Raw genomic sequence first — 15,408 nt, 5'->3', positions numbered from 1 at the left:
GCCGCAAGGCAGTGGTGGCGGTGGGTCGTTCACGCGTGAAGGGGGAGCTGTGGATCCGATCTCGGAGGAACTGCTGATGGCACTGGCCGGCGGGGCGGCGGGAAGCGCCGGGCAGCAGATCTGGCAGTCGTTGCGCGGCCTGGTCAGGCGGGACCGGACGGCAGGGGGCGAGCCTCCACAGCGTTCGCTCGAGGACGTGTTGACGCTGCTGGAGCAGCGCCCGGAGGATGCCGAGCGGGCTCGTGAGCTGGCCGCCGCCCTGCGGCGGCGGGCCGAGCAGGACGCGGTCTTCGCGGCCGCCCTCACACGCTGGCGGCAGGAGAGCGAGGGCGCGCACCGCACATCGGGGATCGCGAGCTTCGAGGTCAGCGGCGGGAGCCAGCACTCGGTCGTCCAGGTTCAGAACGTGCACGGTGGCATCACCCTCAACTGAGAGCGGCGACACGGCGCCCCGGCAACCGACGAGCGACGCACCCCGCTTCGAGGTGTCGGGCGGGCGGCAGCGGAACGTGGTCCAGATCTACCACGTCGACCGACTCGAGCTGGCGGCGGAGCTGGGTGGCTCGTTCGGCCGGTACCGCCGGTCCGGTGCGGACTCCTGGTTCGGCTGGGCTGCCGGGCTCGCGGCCGCCGCCTTCGCCGTGTTCCTGCTTCTCGCCCGGCCGGTCCTGCCGCTGCCGGAAGGGTTCGATCCCGGCCCGGTGAGAGTGGGCTGGCTGCTCCTGGCGAGCATCCTCGTTCTGGCCGGCGGCCAAAGGGTTCTTCGCCGCGTCCATGACCGCCGCATGCGCCTGTGGCTGTCGGCCCCGTACCTCGCGGGCGCCGTCGACGAGCTCGCCGAGGACCTGGCCGCCCGTTACGACGGGGACGAACGCTGGGAGCTGATCCGCGACCCGGAGCCCATCGAGGTGACCTGGCGGGAAGAGGAACGGGACGGAGACGCGGACGCCCGCGTGCCCGGCGGCGGCTCGATCGCCGCCTGCTTCCACGCGACGCCCGCCCACCGCCTCGTCGTCATGGGCGGCCCGGGCGCCGGAAAATCGGTGCTGGCCCTGCGCCTTGCCACCGAGTTGCTGAAGGAGCGGCAGACCCGCGAAGGGCAGGGACCAGTGCCGGTCATCGTCCCACTCGCGTCCTGGGACCCTCGGGAGGGACTGTTCCGGTGGATCGCACGGCAAGTGGCCGTCGACCATCCCCGCGCCTGCGCTCCCGTGGCGGGTGCCCCGCCGGTTGCCGTGGCCCTGTCCCTCCTGCGGACGCGACGGGTCCTGCCCATCCTGGACGGCTTCGACGAACTCCCCGCCGATGTGCGGAAAAAGGCCATGCGCCGGCTCAGGGAAGGCACGAAGGGCGGCGTGCCGTTCGTGCTGACGAGCCGCCAGGGCGAATTCCGCGAACACGCTCCTGAACAGAACGTGTTCGCACGCACGGAGATCACCCTGTGCCCCCTGGCCGACCACGCGGTGGCGGCGTATCTGAATCCCGGCGGACGGCCGCGGTCGCGCTGGTCCGAGGTGCTCGCCCGGTTGGACGGCGCCGCCGCCGACTCCCCCGAGGCCCGGTTGCGGGACGTGCTGCGGGTGCCGCTGATGGCGAACCTGGCCCGCGAGGCGTACAGCGAGGAGGGCACCGACCCCCGCGAGCTGCTCGTACCGGGTGCGTTCGCCGACACCGCCGCCATCGAACATCGCCTCTACGACGCCTATCTCGATGCCATCTACAGCCCGTCCCATGAGGAACGAACGGGCTGGGATCCACAGACGGCCCGCGCATGGGCGGGCTTTCTGGCTACCCGGATGAAGGCCGACAACCTGGAAGAACTGGCCTGGTGGCGCCTCGACGAGCAGGTGCCCTGGCGAGTCCGCGGCCTCGCCCTCGTGCCGGCGTTCGCGCTGAGCGTCGCGCTCATGGCCCGGCTCGGTCTCGGGGCGTGGGGCTGGCCCGGCCTCCTCGGGCTCTCGCTGTGGCAGGCGTACGCGATCGTGTGCGCACTCGCCCTTCTCCATATGCCGGTCTCGGCGGAAAACGCGGAGCACCGTCCGCCGCAGCAGATCGTCCGCCTCACCGGTACCCGCCTGCGCGAGGCGGTCAGTGGGTGGCGCGGCAGAACCCTGGGGGTGCTCGCCGCGGCCTGCCTTGCGGCGGGGTGGGCGGCAACCGTGTCCACGCGCTCCGGGCTGTGGCTGTGGGCCATGACGGCGATCAGTTGGGTGACCGTGCGATGGTGCGGCCGCCGGCTGCTGCTCGCCGCTGCCGACCCGTCCCTGGCCGGCTCACCGGGCGCACTGCTGCGATCGGACCGGCGCGCGGTGTGCACCCTCGGTTGGCTCTTCACCGCGGGACCACCCGCTCTGACCGTCCTCTGCGCCCTGCCTCTGGCCTCGCTGGGAGTCTGGTTCGCGGCCGACGCCGCGGGCCTCACTTTCAGCCTCAGTGCCGACAAGGCCGTGGTGGGATTCCTCGTCGATGTCCTGGACGACTTTCGGCTCCCCTTCGCGATCGTCATCCTGAACGCGGCCTGGTCCTCCCGCGACCGTCTGGTCCCGCTCACCCTCGTGCTGCCGCTGGTCATGCTGGCTCTGTACGCCGTCACCCCGGAAGCCCAGGGCGTGATCACGACCGTCGACTGGGCCCTCGCCGCCCTGGGAGCGCTCGTCTGCTGGCTGCTGTACACGACAGCCGTCTCGGCATGGGGCCGGTTTCAGGTGGCCCGCCTGTACCTCGCCGCGACGGGCCGCCTGCCCCTGAGACTCATGACGTTCCTGAAAGACGCGCACCAGCGCGGGGTGCTGCGCCAGTCCGGAGGGGCGTACAGCTTCCGCCACATCGGGCTGCGCGACCGCCTGGCGCAAGCAGGGGCCATGGACACTCGGGCAGGCACCCTACGGCCCGGCCGGGGGCGGCAGTTCACGTCCGGAGCGATCGCCCTCGCGCTTCTGATGGGTACCTACGCCGTGACGGTCCGCGGCGCCGCACAAGCCGAGCCCGTCCCCGGACCCATACGCTCACTGCCCACCGCGTGCGGCCTCCTCGATGACCGGCACATCGCCGCACTCACCGACGACGCGCGCACCTACGCACCGAAGCCGCCGACGTACACGCCCTTTCAGTGGGAGCCGAGCTGCGTCGTCGACGAACACGCACCCAAGGCGCGAACGGTACGCATCGAGGTCGGTACGAAGATCGTCGAGCCTTTTTACGACCAGAGCGCGGTGCGTGCCGCGTCAGCACAGTTCAAGGCCAGTTCGTGGACCCCGATCCACTTCGATCTCGACGGAGGTACGTCGCGACGCCTCGAAGGGTTTGGTGATGAGGCACGCCTGCACACCGGACCACACCGCGTCGGCAACGCCGACCGGCCGTTTCCCGCGGCCGTGGTGGTCGTGCGCGAGGACAACGCACTGCTCACCGTCCGCTATACGGAGGAGCACGCCGACCAGGCACGAGTCACCATGGTGGCCAAGGCCCTGGCCGGCGCCGCGCTGCGCAAGGCGGGTCTCACAACCGCGTCCGCTCCACGGACGCCCACGCTCTAGGGGCCGTGGGGAGTGGGATCAGACGGATCGGTTTTCGGCGCTGACCATCCAGGCGTGCTTCTCCAGGCAGTCGGTGATCGCGTGCAGCAGGTCGGCCGTGGAGGGGTCCTCGTTGTCGATCTGGTCGTGGTGGGTGCGCAGGGTGTCGACGGTGGTGCGCAGGCGCGTGGTGACGAGGTCGACCACGGTGCTCACATTCACCTCGCCCGCCGGGAACGCGGGGAGTGTGGTGGTCGCCGCGACGGTGTCGGAGCGGCCGTCCGGCACGGTGGCGAGAGCGCGCATGCGCTCGGCGATGGTGTCGGCCGACTCCCGGGCGTCGTCCACGATCTGATCCAGTTGCAGATGCAGGTCCCGGAAGTTGTGGCCGACCAGGTTCCAGTGGGCCTGCTTTCCCTGGAGGTGCAGTTCGACGAGGTCCACCACGATCTGCTGCAACGCCTGGGCGAACTGCGGCGAGGCCGTGGATCCGGCGGCGTCGGTCTCCGCGCGTCGGGAACCCTGAGGAGAAGCGGGCATGGCATGTCTCCTTCGAAAGCGTCACGGCGCAGCAGACCCCTGGAAACAGAAGGCCCGACTTCCTATGCGATCCAGCCTATGGAGGTCTCTCTCCGCCGCCACCGCGCCTGATCCAGTCGGGTGGACACCCGGTATCGCCGATGTCATGGAATCGTGCTCACCGCGTTCGTGTTTGGTGCGGGCCGGGGGACAGGTGATGGCGCAGGCCAGGGGCGCGGGCATAGTAGATGCCCTGTCCAGTGGCTTCTTGGCGTGAAAGCGCCGTAGGGCAGACGCGACACAGCACAGCACAACAACTGCACCACAACAGGGGGATAAGGCTCCATGCCACTCATACGCCGTTCCACCGTGGCGGCCGCGGCCATGACCGCGCTGCTGGTGGTCTCCGCTTCCGCCTGCGGGCCCGGTGACGACGAGGCGGCTTCCACGTCGGACTCCTCGGCCGCGCCCGCCGGGCAGCAGGCCAAGGACGGGATCAAGCTGCCGGAAGGCGTCCCGACGAGTCTGGACGACCTGAAGAAGTGGAAGGAGGGCGGCTGGAAGGACTGGGACAAGTGGGCCCGCAGGGCATCGGAATTCGCCAATCCGATGATCAAGAACTTCTGGCAGCCGTCCCGGATGGCCAAGGCGAAGGACTCGTCGACCACCGTCTCTACGCAGAGCGCCGGCCAGGACCAGGCGGCCACCGATCCCGAGCCGCCCGCCGTGCCGGCCAAGCAGGTCTCGCGGCCGTACCACCAGAACATGGCGCCGGTCGGGAAGGTGTTCTTCGACAGCCCCGAGGGGCCGATGGTGTGCTCCGGCACGGTCGTCGACGACCCGGCGCATCCGGGGAAGTCCAACCTGGTGTGGACCGCGGGCCACTGTGTGCACTCCGGCAAGCAGGGCGGCTGGATGCGCAACATCGTCTTCGTGCCCTCGTACAACGACAACGGACTGGGGGCCGAGCAGACCCGGACGGCGGCCCAGAACGAGGTCAGCCCCTACGGCGTCTGGTGGGCGGACTGGTCGCAGACCTCGTCCGAGTGGATCGCGAACGGCGGTAAGACCGGCGGGGTGGGGTCGGCGTACGACTTCGCGGTGCTGCATGTGAAGCCCGAGGGCGGCGGTGGCAAGTCGCTACAGGAGACGGTCGGGGCCTCGGTGCCGGTGTGGTTCGGGGCCCCGTCGGCGGACCGGGTCAGCTCGATCGGCGCGTACGGCTATCCGCAGGCACCGCCCTACGACGGGGCGAAGATGTTCAACTGCACCAGCAGGCCGGGCCGGCTGTCGTTCTCGGCCACCTCGCCGACGATGTACCGGATCGGCTGCTCGATGACCGGTGGCACCTCGGGCGGCGGCTGGTTCGTCAACAACGGCGGCAAGACGGTGCTGGTGTCCAACAGTTCGATCGGCTCTTACGGACACACCTGGCTCGCCGGTCCGCATCTGGGGGCCGAGGCGAAGGGCGTGTTCGAGGCCATCAGCAAGAAGTACGCCGGTCAGGGCTGACCGGCCGGTAGCCGCACGGCAGACGTAAGGGGCCCGCTCCGGATCCGGAGCGGGCCCCTCGTCATGGCCTTGCGGATGGCTTCGCGGACGGCTCTGTGGACGGGCCTATGGACGGGCTGACGGAGGGCTCTATGGGCGCGTCCGTAAGAAGCTTGGCGTAGCAGCGGCTGCTCTCCTCGAAGCGGTAGAGCCCGAACTTCGGCACCGGTGCGTAACCGGACGAGGTGTACAGCTCTATGGCCTCGGGCTGCTCGGTGCCGGTCTCCAGGACCATCCGCCGCCGCCCCGCCTCCCGCGCGCTGTCCTCCAGCGCCGCGAGGATCCGCCGGGCCAGCCCGCGCCCGCGCGCCGCGCGGACCACGAACATCCGCTTGATCTCGGCGTCCCCGTCCTCGTAGCCCTCGTCGTTGCGCTCCTGGCTGCGCCAGCCGCCGGTGGCGACCGGGGTGCCGTCCGGGTCGTAGGCCATGAGGTAGAGGCCGTGCGGCGGGTCGAAATGGGCCGCGTCCATGGGCGTCAGATCGCCCTCGCCGTAGCGCACGGCGTACTCCGCCTGCACTTCCTCGTCGAGTTTGAGGGCGTCGGGGTGGTCGTAGCGGATTGGTTGAATATTCATGCGTCGAATCGTACTTCTATGCAGTGGATGGGCGCGTGGTTTTTGTCGCGTATCGTGCCGGAGGTGCTCACCGTGACGACCGTGAATGTAAACGGGCTGCGCGCCGCCGCCAAGAAGGGCTTCGGTCCTTGGCTGGACGCTACCGCGGCCGATGTGGTGTGCCTCCAGGAGGTACGCGCCGAACCCAAGGAGCTGCCGGAGGCGGTCCGCGAACCCGACGGCTGGCATGTGGTGCACGCCCCCGCGGCGGCCAAGGGCCGGGCCGGGGTGTCGGTGTACGCCCGGCGCGAGCTGGAGGGCGTCCGGGTCGGCTTCGGGTCGACCGAGTTCGACGGCAGCGGCCGCTATGTGGAGGTCGATCTGCCCGGCGTGACCGTCGGCAGCCTGTATCTCCCCTCGGGCGAGGTCGGCACGGACCGCCAGGACGAGAAGGAGCGCTTCATGGCGGAGTTCCTTCCGTATCTGAAGGAGCTGCGCGAACGGGCGGCGGCCGGCGGGCGCGAGGCGCTGGTGGCCGGCGACTGGAACATCGCCCACCAGGAGGCCGACCTCAAGAACTGGAAGGCCAACCAGAAGAAGTCCGGGTTTCTGCCGGCGGAACGCGCCTGGCTGACCAGCGTCTTCGAGGAGGCGGGGTACGTGGACGTGGTGCGCGCCCTGCATCCGGACGTCGCCGGTCCGTACTCATGGTGGTCCTACCGCGGCCGGGCCTTCGACAACGACGCGGGCTGGCGCATCGACTACCAGATCGTGACCCCGGGGCTCGCCGGGCGCGCGGTCAAGGCGGTTGTGGAGCGGGCGCCCGCCTACGACCAGCGGTGGAGCGACCACGCCCCGGTGACGGTGGCCTACGGCCCGGCTCACTGACCTTCGCGGGGGCACTCGTCCCGTCGGCTCACTGATTCCCCAAGTGGCCGCCGGGTGGCGTCTCGCCCAGCTCCGCCCGCAGCCGGCGGTTCATGGCCATCGTCAGCTCGGCGTCCACCACGCTCGTGGCCAGTGGCCGCAGCCGCTCCACGGTCTCGCCGACGTCCTCGCCGCGCTCCAGGGCGTCCGCCGTCGCATAGGTGCGCAGCAGTGTGACGAAGGTCTCGGCGATCGCGTCCACATGCTCACGCACCTCGCGCCCCGCGGCGAGCACCGCGGCCAGTGGGACGCCCTGTTCGACCAGGGTGTGTGAGACGTCCAGCAGGCGACGGCTGAGGTGGACGATCTCGTCGCCGTCGACGGCCAGATAGCCGAGGTCGAGCGAGGTGGTGAGGTTCTCCGCGGTGACCTCGCCATGGAAGTAGTCCGCGAGCGCCTCGGGGGTGAGCCGGACCGGGGTCTCCGAGGGCAAGGAGGCGACCGCGCCGGGCAGTCCGAGCAGCTCGCCGACGTCCCGGCGACCGCTTTCGAAGGCGGCGATCAACTCGGCGATCCCGCCGAGAGTATGGCCGCGCTCCAGCAGTCCCGCGATGGTCCGCAGCCGGGCCAGATGGTGGTCGTTGTACCAGGCGATCCGGCCGTCGCGGCGCGGTGGCGGGATCAGCTTGCGCTCCCGGTAGAAGCGCAGGGTGCGCACGGTGATCCCGGCCTTCTCGGCCAGTTCCGGCATGCGGTACTCGCGTACCTCGTCCGCTTCGCTCGTCGCCACAACTGAAGCCTATGCCGCGGCCGGTTCGGTGCGACCGTCGGTAACTTCGTTGTCCACAGCCCCTACCGCTGGGTAGATCCCTGCCCTACGCTCCCATCGTGCCAGTGATTGCTGGCACGGTCGTATTCGCGTTCGTGGGAGGCGGCGGCATGGCTGGGCTGACGCATGAGCATGTGCGGGTGGCGGTGATCGGAGCCGGATTCGGCGGTCTGGGAGCGGCGGTGCGGCTGCGCCGCGCGGGCATCACGGACTTCGTGGTCCTGGAGCGGGCGGAGGCGGTCGGCGGGGCCTGGCGGGACAACACCTATCCGGGGTGCGCCTGCGATGTCCCGTCCCATCTGTATTCGTTCTCCTTCGCGCCCAACCCCGACTGGCCCCGGAACTTCTCCGGCCAGCCGCATATCCGCGCGTATCTGGAGCGGGTCGCCGACACCTTCGGGCTGCGGCCGCACTTGCGCTTCGGCGCCGAAGTGCGGTCCCTGCGCTGGGACTCCGCGGCGGTGCACTGGGAGGTGGAGACGGTGCGGGGCTCGCTGACCGCCGATGTCGTGGTCAGTGCCACCGGCCCGCTCGCCGACCCCCGGATCCCGGACATTCCCGGGCTCGACGGCTTCCCCGGCGCCGTCTTCCACTCCGCGCGCTGGGACCACACCGCCGAGCTGCGCGGCAAGCGCGTGGCGATGATCGGCACCGGCGCCTCGGCCATACAGATCGTCCCCGCCATCCAGCGCGAGGTCGGCCGGCTCACCCTCTTCCAGCGCACCCCGCCCTGGGTGCTGCCGCGGATGGACCGCCGGATCAGCGGCCTGGAGCGATGGCTGCACACGAGGATCCCGGCCACCCGGGCGCTGCGCCGCGGGGTGCTGTGGGGCATCCGGGAGCTTCAGGTGGGCGCGTTCACCAAGCGGCCGGGCGAGATGCGGTTCGTCGAGCGGCTGGCCGGTGCGCATATGCGACGGGCCGTCAAGGACCCGGCGCGGCGCGCGGCGCTGACCCCGGACTACCGCATCGGCTGCAAGCGCATCCTGCTCTCCAACGACTACTATCCGGCGCTCGCCCAGCCGCATGTGGACGTGGTCCCGGCCGGGCTGAAGGAGGTGCGCGGCGCCACTCTCGTCGGTGCCGACGGCTCCGAGACCGAGGCCGACGCGATCATCTTCGGCACCGGCTTCCATGTGACCGACGTCCCCATAGCGCAGCGGGTGACCGGGGCGCGCGGGACGACGCTCGCGGAGGAGTGGAAGGGCGGGATGGAGGCACTGCGCGGCACCAGCCCGGCGGGCTTCCCCAACTTCCTGACCATCATCGGGCCCAACACCGGCCTCGGGAACAGCTCGATGATCCTCGTCATAGAGGCGCAGCTCGCCTATATGGCCGACTTTCTGCGCCAGTTGGACACCCTGGGCGGCAAGGTCGCGCTGGACGCCCGGCCGTCCGCGGTGCGCGCCTACACGGACATGATCCAGGAACGGATGCGGCGCACGGTGTGGAACACCGGCGGTTGCGATAGCTGGTACCTCGACAACGGCCGCAACACCACCCTGTGGCCCGGGACCACCAGCGAGTTGCGGAAGGTCACCCGGCGCGTGGACCTCGCCGAGTACACGGTGCTGCGGCCGCACACCGGGCCCGTCAAGGCCACGGTGTCCACGGCCGGTGCGGGGAGGGGATCGCGGTGAGGCGGCTTCCTGCCCCGCCCGTCGGGCCGTACGCCCCGCCCGTCCCGGAGCGCGAGCTGACCGCCGTCTCGGCCGACGGGAGCCGGCTCCACACGGAGCTGCACGGTCCCGAGGACGCGCCTGCGGTTCTGCTCGCACACGGCTGGGTGTGCTCCACGGTCTTCTGGGCGCCGGTGGTGCGCGCCCTCGCGGCCGACCACCGGGTGATCGTCTACGACCAGCGCGGCCATGGCCGCAGCCCGGCCCCGGGGCCCGGCGGCTACAGCACCCACGCCCTGGCCGACGACCTGGTGGCGGTGCTGGAAGCCACCCTTCCGCCCGGTCGGCGGGCCGTGCTCGCGGGCCACTCCATGGGCGGGATGACGCTGATGGCCGCGGCCGACCGCCCCGCGCTGCGCGAGCGCGCGGCCGCCGCGGTGCTGTGCAGCACGGGCGCCTCACGGCTGGTGGACCGGTCGCTGGTGGTGCCGCTGCGCTCCCCGCGGGCCCGGGCGCGGGTGCACCGCGTGCTCCTCGGCTCACGCGCCCCCCTGGGCCCGGTCACCCCGCTCGCCAAGCGGCTGGTGCGCTACGCCACGATGGGCCCCGGCGCCGACCCGGCAGCGGTGGACATGTGCGCGCGGATCCTGCACGCCTGCCCCCGCGCCGTACGCGCCGGATGGGGCCGCGTCCTGCTCGACCTCGAACTGGACGCGCGCATCGGCGGACTGACCATGCCCACGGCCGTCATCGTCGGCACCGCCGACCGGCTCACCCCGCCCGAGCACGCCGATGCCCTGGCCGCCGCGCTGCCGCACTGCACCGGCCTCATCGAGCTCCCGGGGCTCGGCCATATGACCCCGGTGGAGGACCCCGAGGCGGTCACCGGAGTGATCCGCGGCCTGGTCGAGGAGTACGGGACGTCATCCCGCCCCACAGCAACAGCCGAAGCGAAGGAGCAGACGACATGAGTGCGCGCAGGAGCCTTGAGGGCCAGGTCGCGGTGGTGACGGGCGCGGCGCGGGGCGTCGGCGAGCTGCTCGCGCGCAAGCTCTCCGCCCGCGGTGCGAAGGTCGCGCTGGTGGGCCTGGAGCCCGAGGAGCTGAAGCGGGTCTCCGAGCGGCTGCCGACCGACTCCGCCCACTGGCATGCCGATGTCACCGACGCCGAGGCGATGGCGCGGGTGGCGGGGGAGGTCGTGGAGCGGTTCGGCGCGGTGGACATCGTGTGTGCCAACGCGGGTGTGGCCCAGGCCGGTCCGTTCCTCGACTCCGACGAGACGGCCTGGCGGCGGGTGATCGAGGTCAATCTGCTGGGCAGCGTCACCACGGCCCGCGCCTTCCTGCCCGCGTTGATCGCGAGCCGTGGCTATCTGCTTCAGATCGCCTCGCTCGCCGCGCTCGCGCCCGCGCCCATGATGACGGCGTACTGCGCGTCCAAGTCCGGGGTGGAGGCGTTCGCCCACAGTCTGCGGGCCGAGCTGGGCCACCGTGGGGTGCGGGTCGGCGTGGGCTATCTGAGCTGGACGGACACCGATATGGTGCGCGGCGCCGACCAGGACGCGGTGATGCGCGAGCTGCGGCAGCGGCTGCCCTGGCCCGCGGGCCGCACCTATCCGCTGGGCCCTTCGGTGGACCGGCTGGTGGCAGGCATCGAGCGCCGGTCGGCGCATGTGTACGCGCAGTGGTGGCTGCGCGGTATGCAGTCGGTGCGCGGCTATCTGCCCGTGTTCATCAACGCGGTGGGGCGGCGCGAGATGCGCCGCGCCGAACCACGGCTGGCGGAGACCCGGGAGGGGCGGGGCGGTCGGCTGCTGGGCGAGGGCGGCGCGGCGGACGAGAAGGCGCGCACGGAGCGTTACCAGTAACGCTCCGTCAACCGTGCTGACCTGCGCTTTCTTCGAGTCCTCCGATCCGGAATGCGGAGAAAGTCGGCACATGTAACTCTTGTCGGGCCCGACGCCATTCACCCGATGAGGAGTGACACATGGGCCCCAAGGACCAGCCGAACGACAAGGGTCAGCAGGCCAAGCGGAAGCCGCAGGGCGGGCGGAGCCAGGAGCCGCGGCGCGGCCAGCAGCCTGGTGAGCGCATGCAGTCCGGTGACCGCATGCAGCCCGGTGAGCGTATGGAGGAGCGCTCCCGCCGGGAGCCGGGGCAGGAGCAGCGCCGTGGCCAGCAGGACCGGCCGGAGGCCCGCGGGCAGTCCCAGCGGATGAGCCGTGAGCGCCGCCAGCCGGGCATGGGCGACGAGACGATGGACCAGGAGCCCTTCGAAGAGATGTGACGCGCCAGGGCGGGAGGGGCGCATTCCCATGGGCGACCATGGGAATGCGCCCTGCGCCTGCCTGCGCCCTGCGCCTGCCTGCGCCCTGCGCCTGCCTGTGCCCTGCGCCTGCCTGCGCCCTGCGCCTGCCTGTGCCCTGCGCCTGCCTGTGCCCTGCGCGTGCCCGCGCCCGGCGCCGTTCCTGCCTCGCCCCGGCCTCCCGGTGGCCGCGCTCACTTCCCTTTGCGGGGCGGCTTACTTCCCTTGCGCGAGGACTTGCTTCCCTTGCGCGACGCCTTGCTTCCGCCGCGCGGCGGCAGTTGGGGACGGCGCAGATCGGGGACGTCCGAGTGGTCCGGCGGGGTCGCGGCCGGATGCCGCTCCAGCAGATCGAGCGCCGTACGGACGGCGACCCCGAGCTGCGGAGCGCGGCCCTCCGCCCAGTCCACGGGGGAGCGCGGCGCCTCGATGTCCGGCTCCACACCGTGGTTCTCCACGCCCCAGCCGTAGGCGTCGAACCACGCGGCGTTCATCGGCACCGTGATCGAGGTGCCGTCGCCCAGGCGGTGACGGCCGGTCATCCCGACCACCCCGCCCCAGGTGCGCAGCCCCACCACCGGCCCGATGCCCTGGATCCTGAAGGCCGCGGTGATCATGTCGCCGTCGGAGGAGGTCGCCTCGTCGGCGACCGCGACGATCGGCCCGCGCGGCGCGTTGCTGGAGTACGACACGGGCTCGGCGTTGCGGGTGAGGTCCCAGCCCATGACCTTGCGGGTGAGCTTCTCCACCACCAGCTCGCTGATATTGCCGCCCGCGTTGCCCCGGACGTCCACGATCAGCGCGGGCAGCGACATCTCGCGGCGCAGGTCGCGATTGAACTGCGCCCACCCGGAGCCGCCCATGTCGGGGATATGGAGATAGCCGCACCGTCCGCCGCTCAACTCCCGCACCACGGCCCGGCGCTGGGCCACCCAGTCCTGGTAGCGCAGCGGCCGGTCGTCGATCAGCGGGGAGACCGCGACCCGGCGCGCCGGCCCCTCGCCGTCCGGCGGCTCGAAGGTCAGCTCCACCGTCGTGCCGCCCGCCGCCGTCAGCAGCGGGAACGGACCCGCCACCGGGTCCACCGGGCGCCCGTCGACATGGGTGAGGACGGCGCCGTCCCGGATGCCCAGACCGGCCAGCGGCGAGCGGGCCCGGGAGTCGGAGGACTCACCGGGCAGGATGCGGGCCACCGCCCACCGGCCGTCCTTGGTGCGGGTGAGGTTGGCGCCGAGCAGTCCGATGGGGCGCTGGTAGTGGGGCGGGCCCTCGTTGCGGCGCGCGGCGGCGACATAGGCGTGCGAGGTGCCCAGCTCGCCGAGGGTCTCGCGGAGCAGATCGGCGAACTCGTCGGGCGAGGCGACCCGTTCGACCAGCGGACGGTACTGGTCGAGCACCCCGTCCCAGTCGACGCCGCACATCCCCGGGTCCCAGAAGTAGTGCCGGGTGATGCGCCCGGCCTCGTCGTACGCCTGCCGCCATTCGGCCGCCGGATCGACGGTGTGCTGGATCCGCCGCATGTCGAGGTGGACCGTGGAGTCGCTGTCGCCGGTCTCGGTGGCGGGCATGGCGCGCAGATCGCCGTCGTCGTAGGCCACCAGCCGGGTGCCGTCGCCGCTGACCGCGAACCAGTCAAGCTCACTGGTGAGTTCGGTGCGCTTGGCCTTCGCCAGATCGAAGTGTTCCAGGGTGGGGCGGCTGGAGGTCTCGGCCGGGTTGGCGAACGTCTCGCCGAGCACGCCCGAGATCGGCCAGCGCAGCCACACCAGTCCGCCGCCGCTGACCGGGTGCAGCGAGGAGTACTTGGACGCGGGCACCGGGAAGCCGGTGACCCGGCTGGCCAGCCCCGCCACCTCGACCGTCACCGTGCCGTCGCCGTCGTCCCCGCTGTCGTCCGGGTCCAGCCCGCCCGCCGCCGGGCGCCCCTCGGGGGAGAGCGCGAAGGGCGAGGGGGTGGCGGAGGACAGCGGTACGAGATAGGGGCGGCAGCCCAGCGGGAAGGAGAGGTCGCCGGTGTGCACGTCGTAGACCGGGTCGAAGCCGCGCCAGGAGAGGAAGGCGAGATAGCGGCCGTCGCTGGTGAAGACCGGTTCCTCGTCCTCGAACCGCCCGTTGGTCACGTCCACTATGGTCCGGTCGGCCAGCCGCGCGATCTTGATCGAGCGCAGGGTGCGGCCTATCCCGGGGTGGGACCAGGCCAGCCAGGCCGAGTCGGGGGAGAAGGCCAGGTCGCCCACCGGGCCGTTGTCCGACCGGATCAGCTCGGTGACCTCGCCGTCCCCGTCGGTGGAGGTGTCCACCAGCAGCAGCCGCCCGTCGCCCGCGGCGACCGCGAGCAGGTCGCCGTCGGGCGAGGACTCCAGCTCATGCACCCGCCCCAGCAGCCCGGCGGCCAGTCGGCGCGGCTCGCCGGGGTCGCTGGCCCGGGGCAGTTGCGCGATCTCGATGGCGTCCTCGCCCTCCGCGTCGGTGAGGTAGGCGACCCGGCCGGTGGAGCCCAGCATCACGGGCAGCCGCACCCGGACGCCCGGGCTGTCGGCGAGGGTGCGGGCGGGGCCGTCGCGGTGGGTGAGCCAGTACAGGCTGCCGCGGACGCACACCGCGCTGGCCCGGCCCGTGGTGTCCACCGACAGCGAGTCGATATGCGAGGCGGCGGGCACCTGGTAGGGCCGCCGCCCGGTCCGCGCCCCGCCCAGCCGTACGTCCAGCTTGCGCGGCACGCCGTCCGGGCCCAGGTCGTCCACCAGCCACAGCTCGCCCGCGCACTGGTAGACCACGCGGGAGCCGTCGGTGGAGGCGTGGCGCGCGTAGAAGTCGGCGTGGTCGGTGTGGCGGCGCAGATCGGTGCCGTCCGGCAGACAGGAGTAGAGATTGCCGATGCCCTCGTGGTCGGAGAGGAAGGCGATCCGGCCGCCGACGAACATCGCCGCGTCCAGATGGCCGTTCAGCTCCGCCGCGAGCCGGGTGCCGTGCAGCCACAGCCGCCCCGTCGCACCGCCCCGGTACCGCTTCCAGGTGGCGGGCTCATGCGGCGGCTTGCCGGTGAGCAGCAGGGTGCGGCGCTCGCCGTCGAGGTCGGCCATCGCGATATCGGCCACCGGCCCCCAGGGCAGCCGACCGCCGGGGCTGCCGTCGGTGGGCAGCGTGTAGGCCCAGGAGAAGTGGGAGAACGGCTGCTCATGGGAGGAGACCGCGAGGATCTGGGCGACGCCGTTCTGGTCCGGCGGGGTCCAGCCGCAGACCTGGGCGTCCGTACTGCCCCAGTAGGTCAGCCGGCGGGCGGGGCCGCCGGCCGCGGGGACGAGATAGATCTCGGGGTCCAGGCTGCGCCAGGTGGTGAACGCGATCTGGGAGCCGTCGGGGGAGAAGCGGGCAGGTCCGACGCGTGTGCGGTCCACGGTCAGCCGCCAGGCCCGGCCGGGGGGTCCGTCGGGGGCGGTCAGCGGGGCGACCCACAGATCGTCCTCGGCCGCGAAGCACAGCAAGTCGCCGTGCAGATGCGGAAATCGCAGATACGCCAGGTCGTCGTCGCTTCCGTAAGGCTCCACCCCACCCATGTTTTCGAGCTACGCCATTTGGAGCAACTCGGTTCTGTGACCTAGACCACGAGCGAAACGGTGCTGTTTCGATAGTGGCGCGCTTATGCTG

The 15,408-nt window shown here is 71.7% G+C and carries 12 protein-coding genes; 8 read left to right on the top strand and 4 right to left on the bottom strand.

The features are described from left to right. Window positions 1–49: 49 nt before the first annotated feature. Window positions 50–433: a hypothetical protein gene (locus ACK1X7_RS21625; protein WP_390792175.1), complete on the top strand. Its 384-nt coding sequence runs from the start codon at window positions 50–52 to the stop codon at window positions 431–433. After that, window positions 414–3,536 carry an NACHT domain-containing protein gene (locus tag ACK1X7_RS21620; protein ID WP_390792174.1) on the top strand — a complete coding sequence of 1,041 codons (3,123 nt, stop codon included), beginning with the start codon at window positions 414–416 and terminating at the stop codon, window positions 3,534–3,536. Before ACK1X7_RS21625 ends, ACK1X7_RS21620 begins: the two co-directional genes overlap by 20 nt. Before the next feature lie 18 nt (window positions 3,537–3,554). Here the strand turns inward: ACK1X7_RS21620 and ACK1X7_RS21615 are convergent, their stop codons facing one another. Continuing rightward, entirely contained in the window at window positions 3,555–4,055 is a 501-nt protein-coding gene (locus ACK1X7_RS21615; protein WP_390792173.1) for a Dps family protein, read from the bottom strand. Window positions 4,056–4,379: 324 nt separating this feature from the next. Between ACK1X7_RS21615 and ACK1X7_RS21610 the strand changes: the two genes are divergently transcribed. Continuing rightward, entirely contained in the window at window positions 4,380–5,546 is a 1,167-nt protein-coding gene (locus tag ACK1X7_RS21610) for a trypsin-like serine peptidase (RefSeq protein ID WP_385143494.1), read from the top strand. A gap of 61 nt (window positions 5,547–5,607) precedes the next feature. Here ACK1X7_RS21610 and ACK1X7_RS21605 read toward each other — a convergent pair whose 3' ends face one another. Then, complete coding sequence (locus ACK1X7_RS21605) at window positions 5,608–6,162, bottom strand: GNAT family N-acetyltransferase (RefSeq protein ID WP_385143492.1); 555 nt, start codon at window positions 6,160–6,162, stop codon at window positions 5,608–5,610. Window positions 6,163–6,225: 63 nt separating this feature from the next. Here ACK1X7_RS21605 and ACK1X7_RS21600 point away from each other — a divergent pair, with 63 nt between their 5' ends. Then, the gene (locus ACK1X7_RS21600) at window positions 6,226–7,029 is read left to right on the top strand and encodes an exodeoxyribonuclease III (protein ID WP_390792212.1); all 804 of its coding nucleotides are present in this window, start codon (window positions 6,226–6,228) and stop codon (window positions 7,027–7,029) included. A 28-nt stretch (window positions 7,030–7,057) separates the two neighbouring features. Here the strand turns inward: ACK1X7_RS21600 and ACK1X7_RS21595 are convergent, their stop codons facing one another. Next, window positions 7,058–7,759, bottom strand: a complete 702-nt coding sequence (locus tag ACK1X7_RS21595) for a MerR family transcriptional regulator (RefSeq protein ID WP_385143518.1) — start codon at window positions 7,757–7,759, stop codon at window positions 7,058–7,060. Window positions 7,760–7,947: 188 nt separating this feature from the next. Here ACK1X7_RS21595 and ACK1X7_RS21590 point away from each other — a divergent pair, with 188 nt between their 5' ends. From ACK1X7_RS21590 to ACK1X7_RS21575, 4 genes are all read left to right on the top strand, one after another. Further along, complete coding sequence (locus ACK1X7_RS21590) at window positions 7,948–9,477, top strand: flavin-containing monooxygenase (RefSeq protein WP_390792211.1); 1,530 nt, start codon at window positions 7,948–7,950, stop codon at window positions 9,475–9,477. Beyond that, on the top strand, window positions 9,474–10,427 hold the full coding sequence (locus tag ACK1X7_RS21585; RefSeq protein ID WP_385143488.1) for an alpha/beta fold hydrolase: 954 nt from the start codon (window positions 9,474–9,476) through the stop codon (window positions 10,425–10,427). The genes ACK1X7_RS21590 and ACK1X7_RS21585 overlap by 4 nt, the downstream gene beginning before the upstream one ends. Then, window positions 10,424–11,323 carry an SDR family oxidoreductase gene (locus ACK1X7_RS21580; protein WP_385143486.1) on the top strand — a complete coding sequence of 300 codons (900 nt, stop codon included), beginning with the start codon at window positions 10,424–10,426 and terminating at the stop codon, window positions 11,321–11,323. The genes ACK1X7_RS21585 and ACK1X7_RS21580 overlap by 4 nt, the downstream gene beginning before the upstream one ends. 119 nt (window positions 11,324–11,442) lie before the next feature. Next, window positions 11,443–11,742 (top strand): hypothetical protein, encoded by a 300-nt coding sequence (locus tag ACK1X7_RS21575; protein ID WP_385143484.1) that lies wholly within the window; start codon window positions 11,443–11,445, stop codon window positions 11,740–11,742. A gap of 212 nt (window positions 11,743–11,954) precedes the next feature. Here ACK1X7_RS21575 and ACK1X7_RS21570 read toward each other — a convergent pair whose 3' ends face one another. Further along, the gene (locus tag ACK1X7_RS21570; RefSeq protein WP_413115530.1) at window positions 11,955–15,317 is read right to left on the bottom strand and encodes a S41 family peptidase; all 3,363 of its coding nucleotides are present in this window, start codon (window positions 15,315–15,317) and stop codon (window positions 11,955–11,957) included. Window positions 15,318–15,408: the final 91 nt, after the last annotated feature.

Origin of the sequence: Streptomyces sp. CY-1, assembly GCF_047218265.1 — a bacterium.
Lineage (GTDB): Bacteria > Actinomycetota > Actinomycetes > Streptomycetales > Streptomycetaceae > Streptomyces > Streptomyces niphimycinicus.
Note: the sequence above shows the minus strand (reverse complement) of the source record. Positions and strands in the feature narration are given on the sequence as shown.

What these genes read in the sequence shown, in the direction of transcription:
- ACK1X7_RS21580 (WP_385143486.1), top strand. Translation starts at nt 10,424, where the DNA reads ATGAGTGCGCGCAGGAGCCTTGAGGGCCAGGTCGCGGTGGTGACGGGC.
- ACK1X7_RS21615 (WP_390792173.1), bottom strand. Translation starts at nt 4,055, where the DNA reads ATGCCCGCTTCTCCTCAGGGTTCCCGACGCGCGGAGACCGACGCCGCC.
- ACK1X7_RS21605 (WP_385143492.1), bottom strand. Translation starts at nt 6,162, where the DNA reads ATGAATATTCAACCAATCCGCTACGACCACCCCGACGCCCTCAAACTC.
- ACK1X7_RS21610 (WP_385143494.1), top strand. Translation starts at nt 4,380, where the DNA reads ATGCCACTCATACGCCGTTCCACCGTGGCGGCCGCGGCCATGACCGCG.
- ACK1X7_RS21570 (WP_413115530.1), bottom strand. Translation starts at nt 15,317, where the DNA reads ATGGGTGGGGTGGAGCCTTACGGAAGCGACGACGACCTGGCGTATCTG.
- ACK1X7_RS21595 (WP_385143518.1), bottom strand. Translation starts at nt 7,759, where the DNA reads ATGCCGGAACTGGCCGAGAAGGCCGGGATCACCGTGCGCACCCTGCGC.
- ACK1X7_RS21590 (WP_390792211.1), top strand. Translation starts at nt 7,948, where the DNA reads ATGGCTGGGCTGACGCATGAGCATGTGCGGGTGGCGGTGATCGGAGCC.
- ACK1X7_RS21575 (WP_385143484.1), top strand. Translation starts at nt 11,443, where the DNA reads ATGGGCCCCAAGGACCAGCCGAACGACAAGGGTCAGCAGGCCAAGCGG.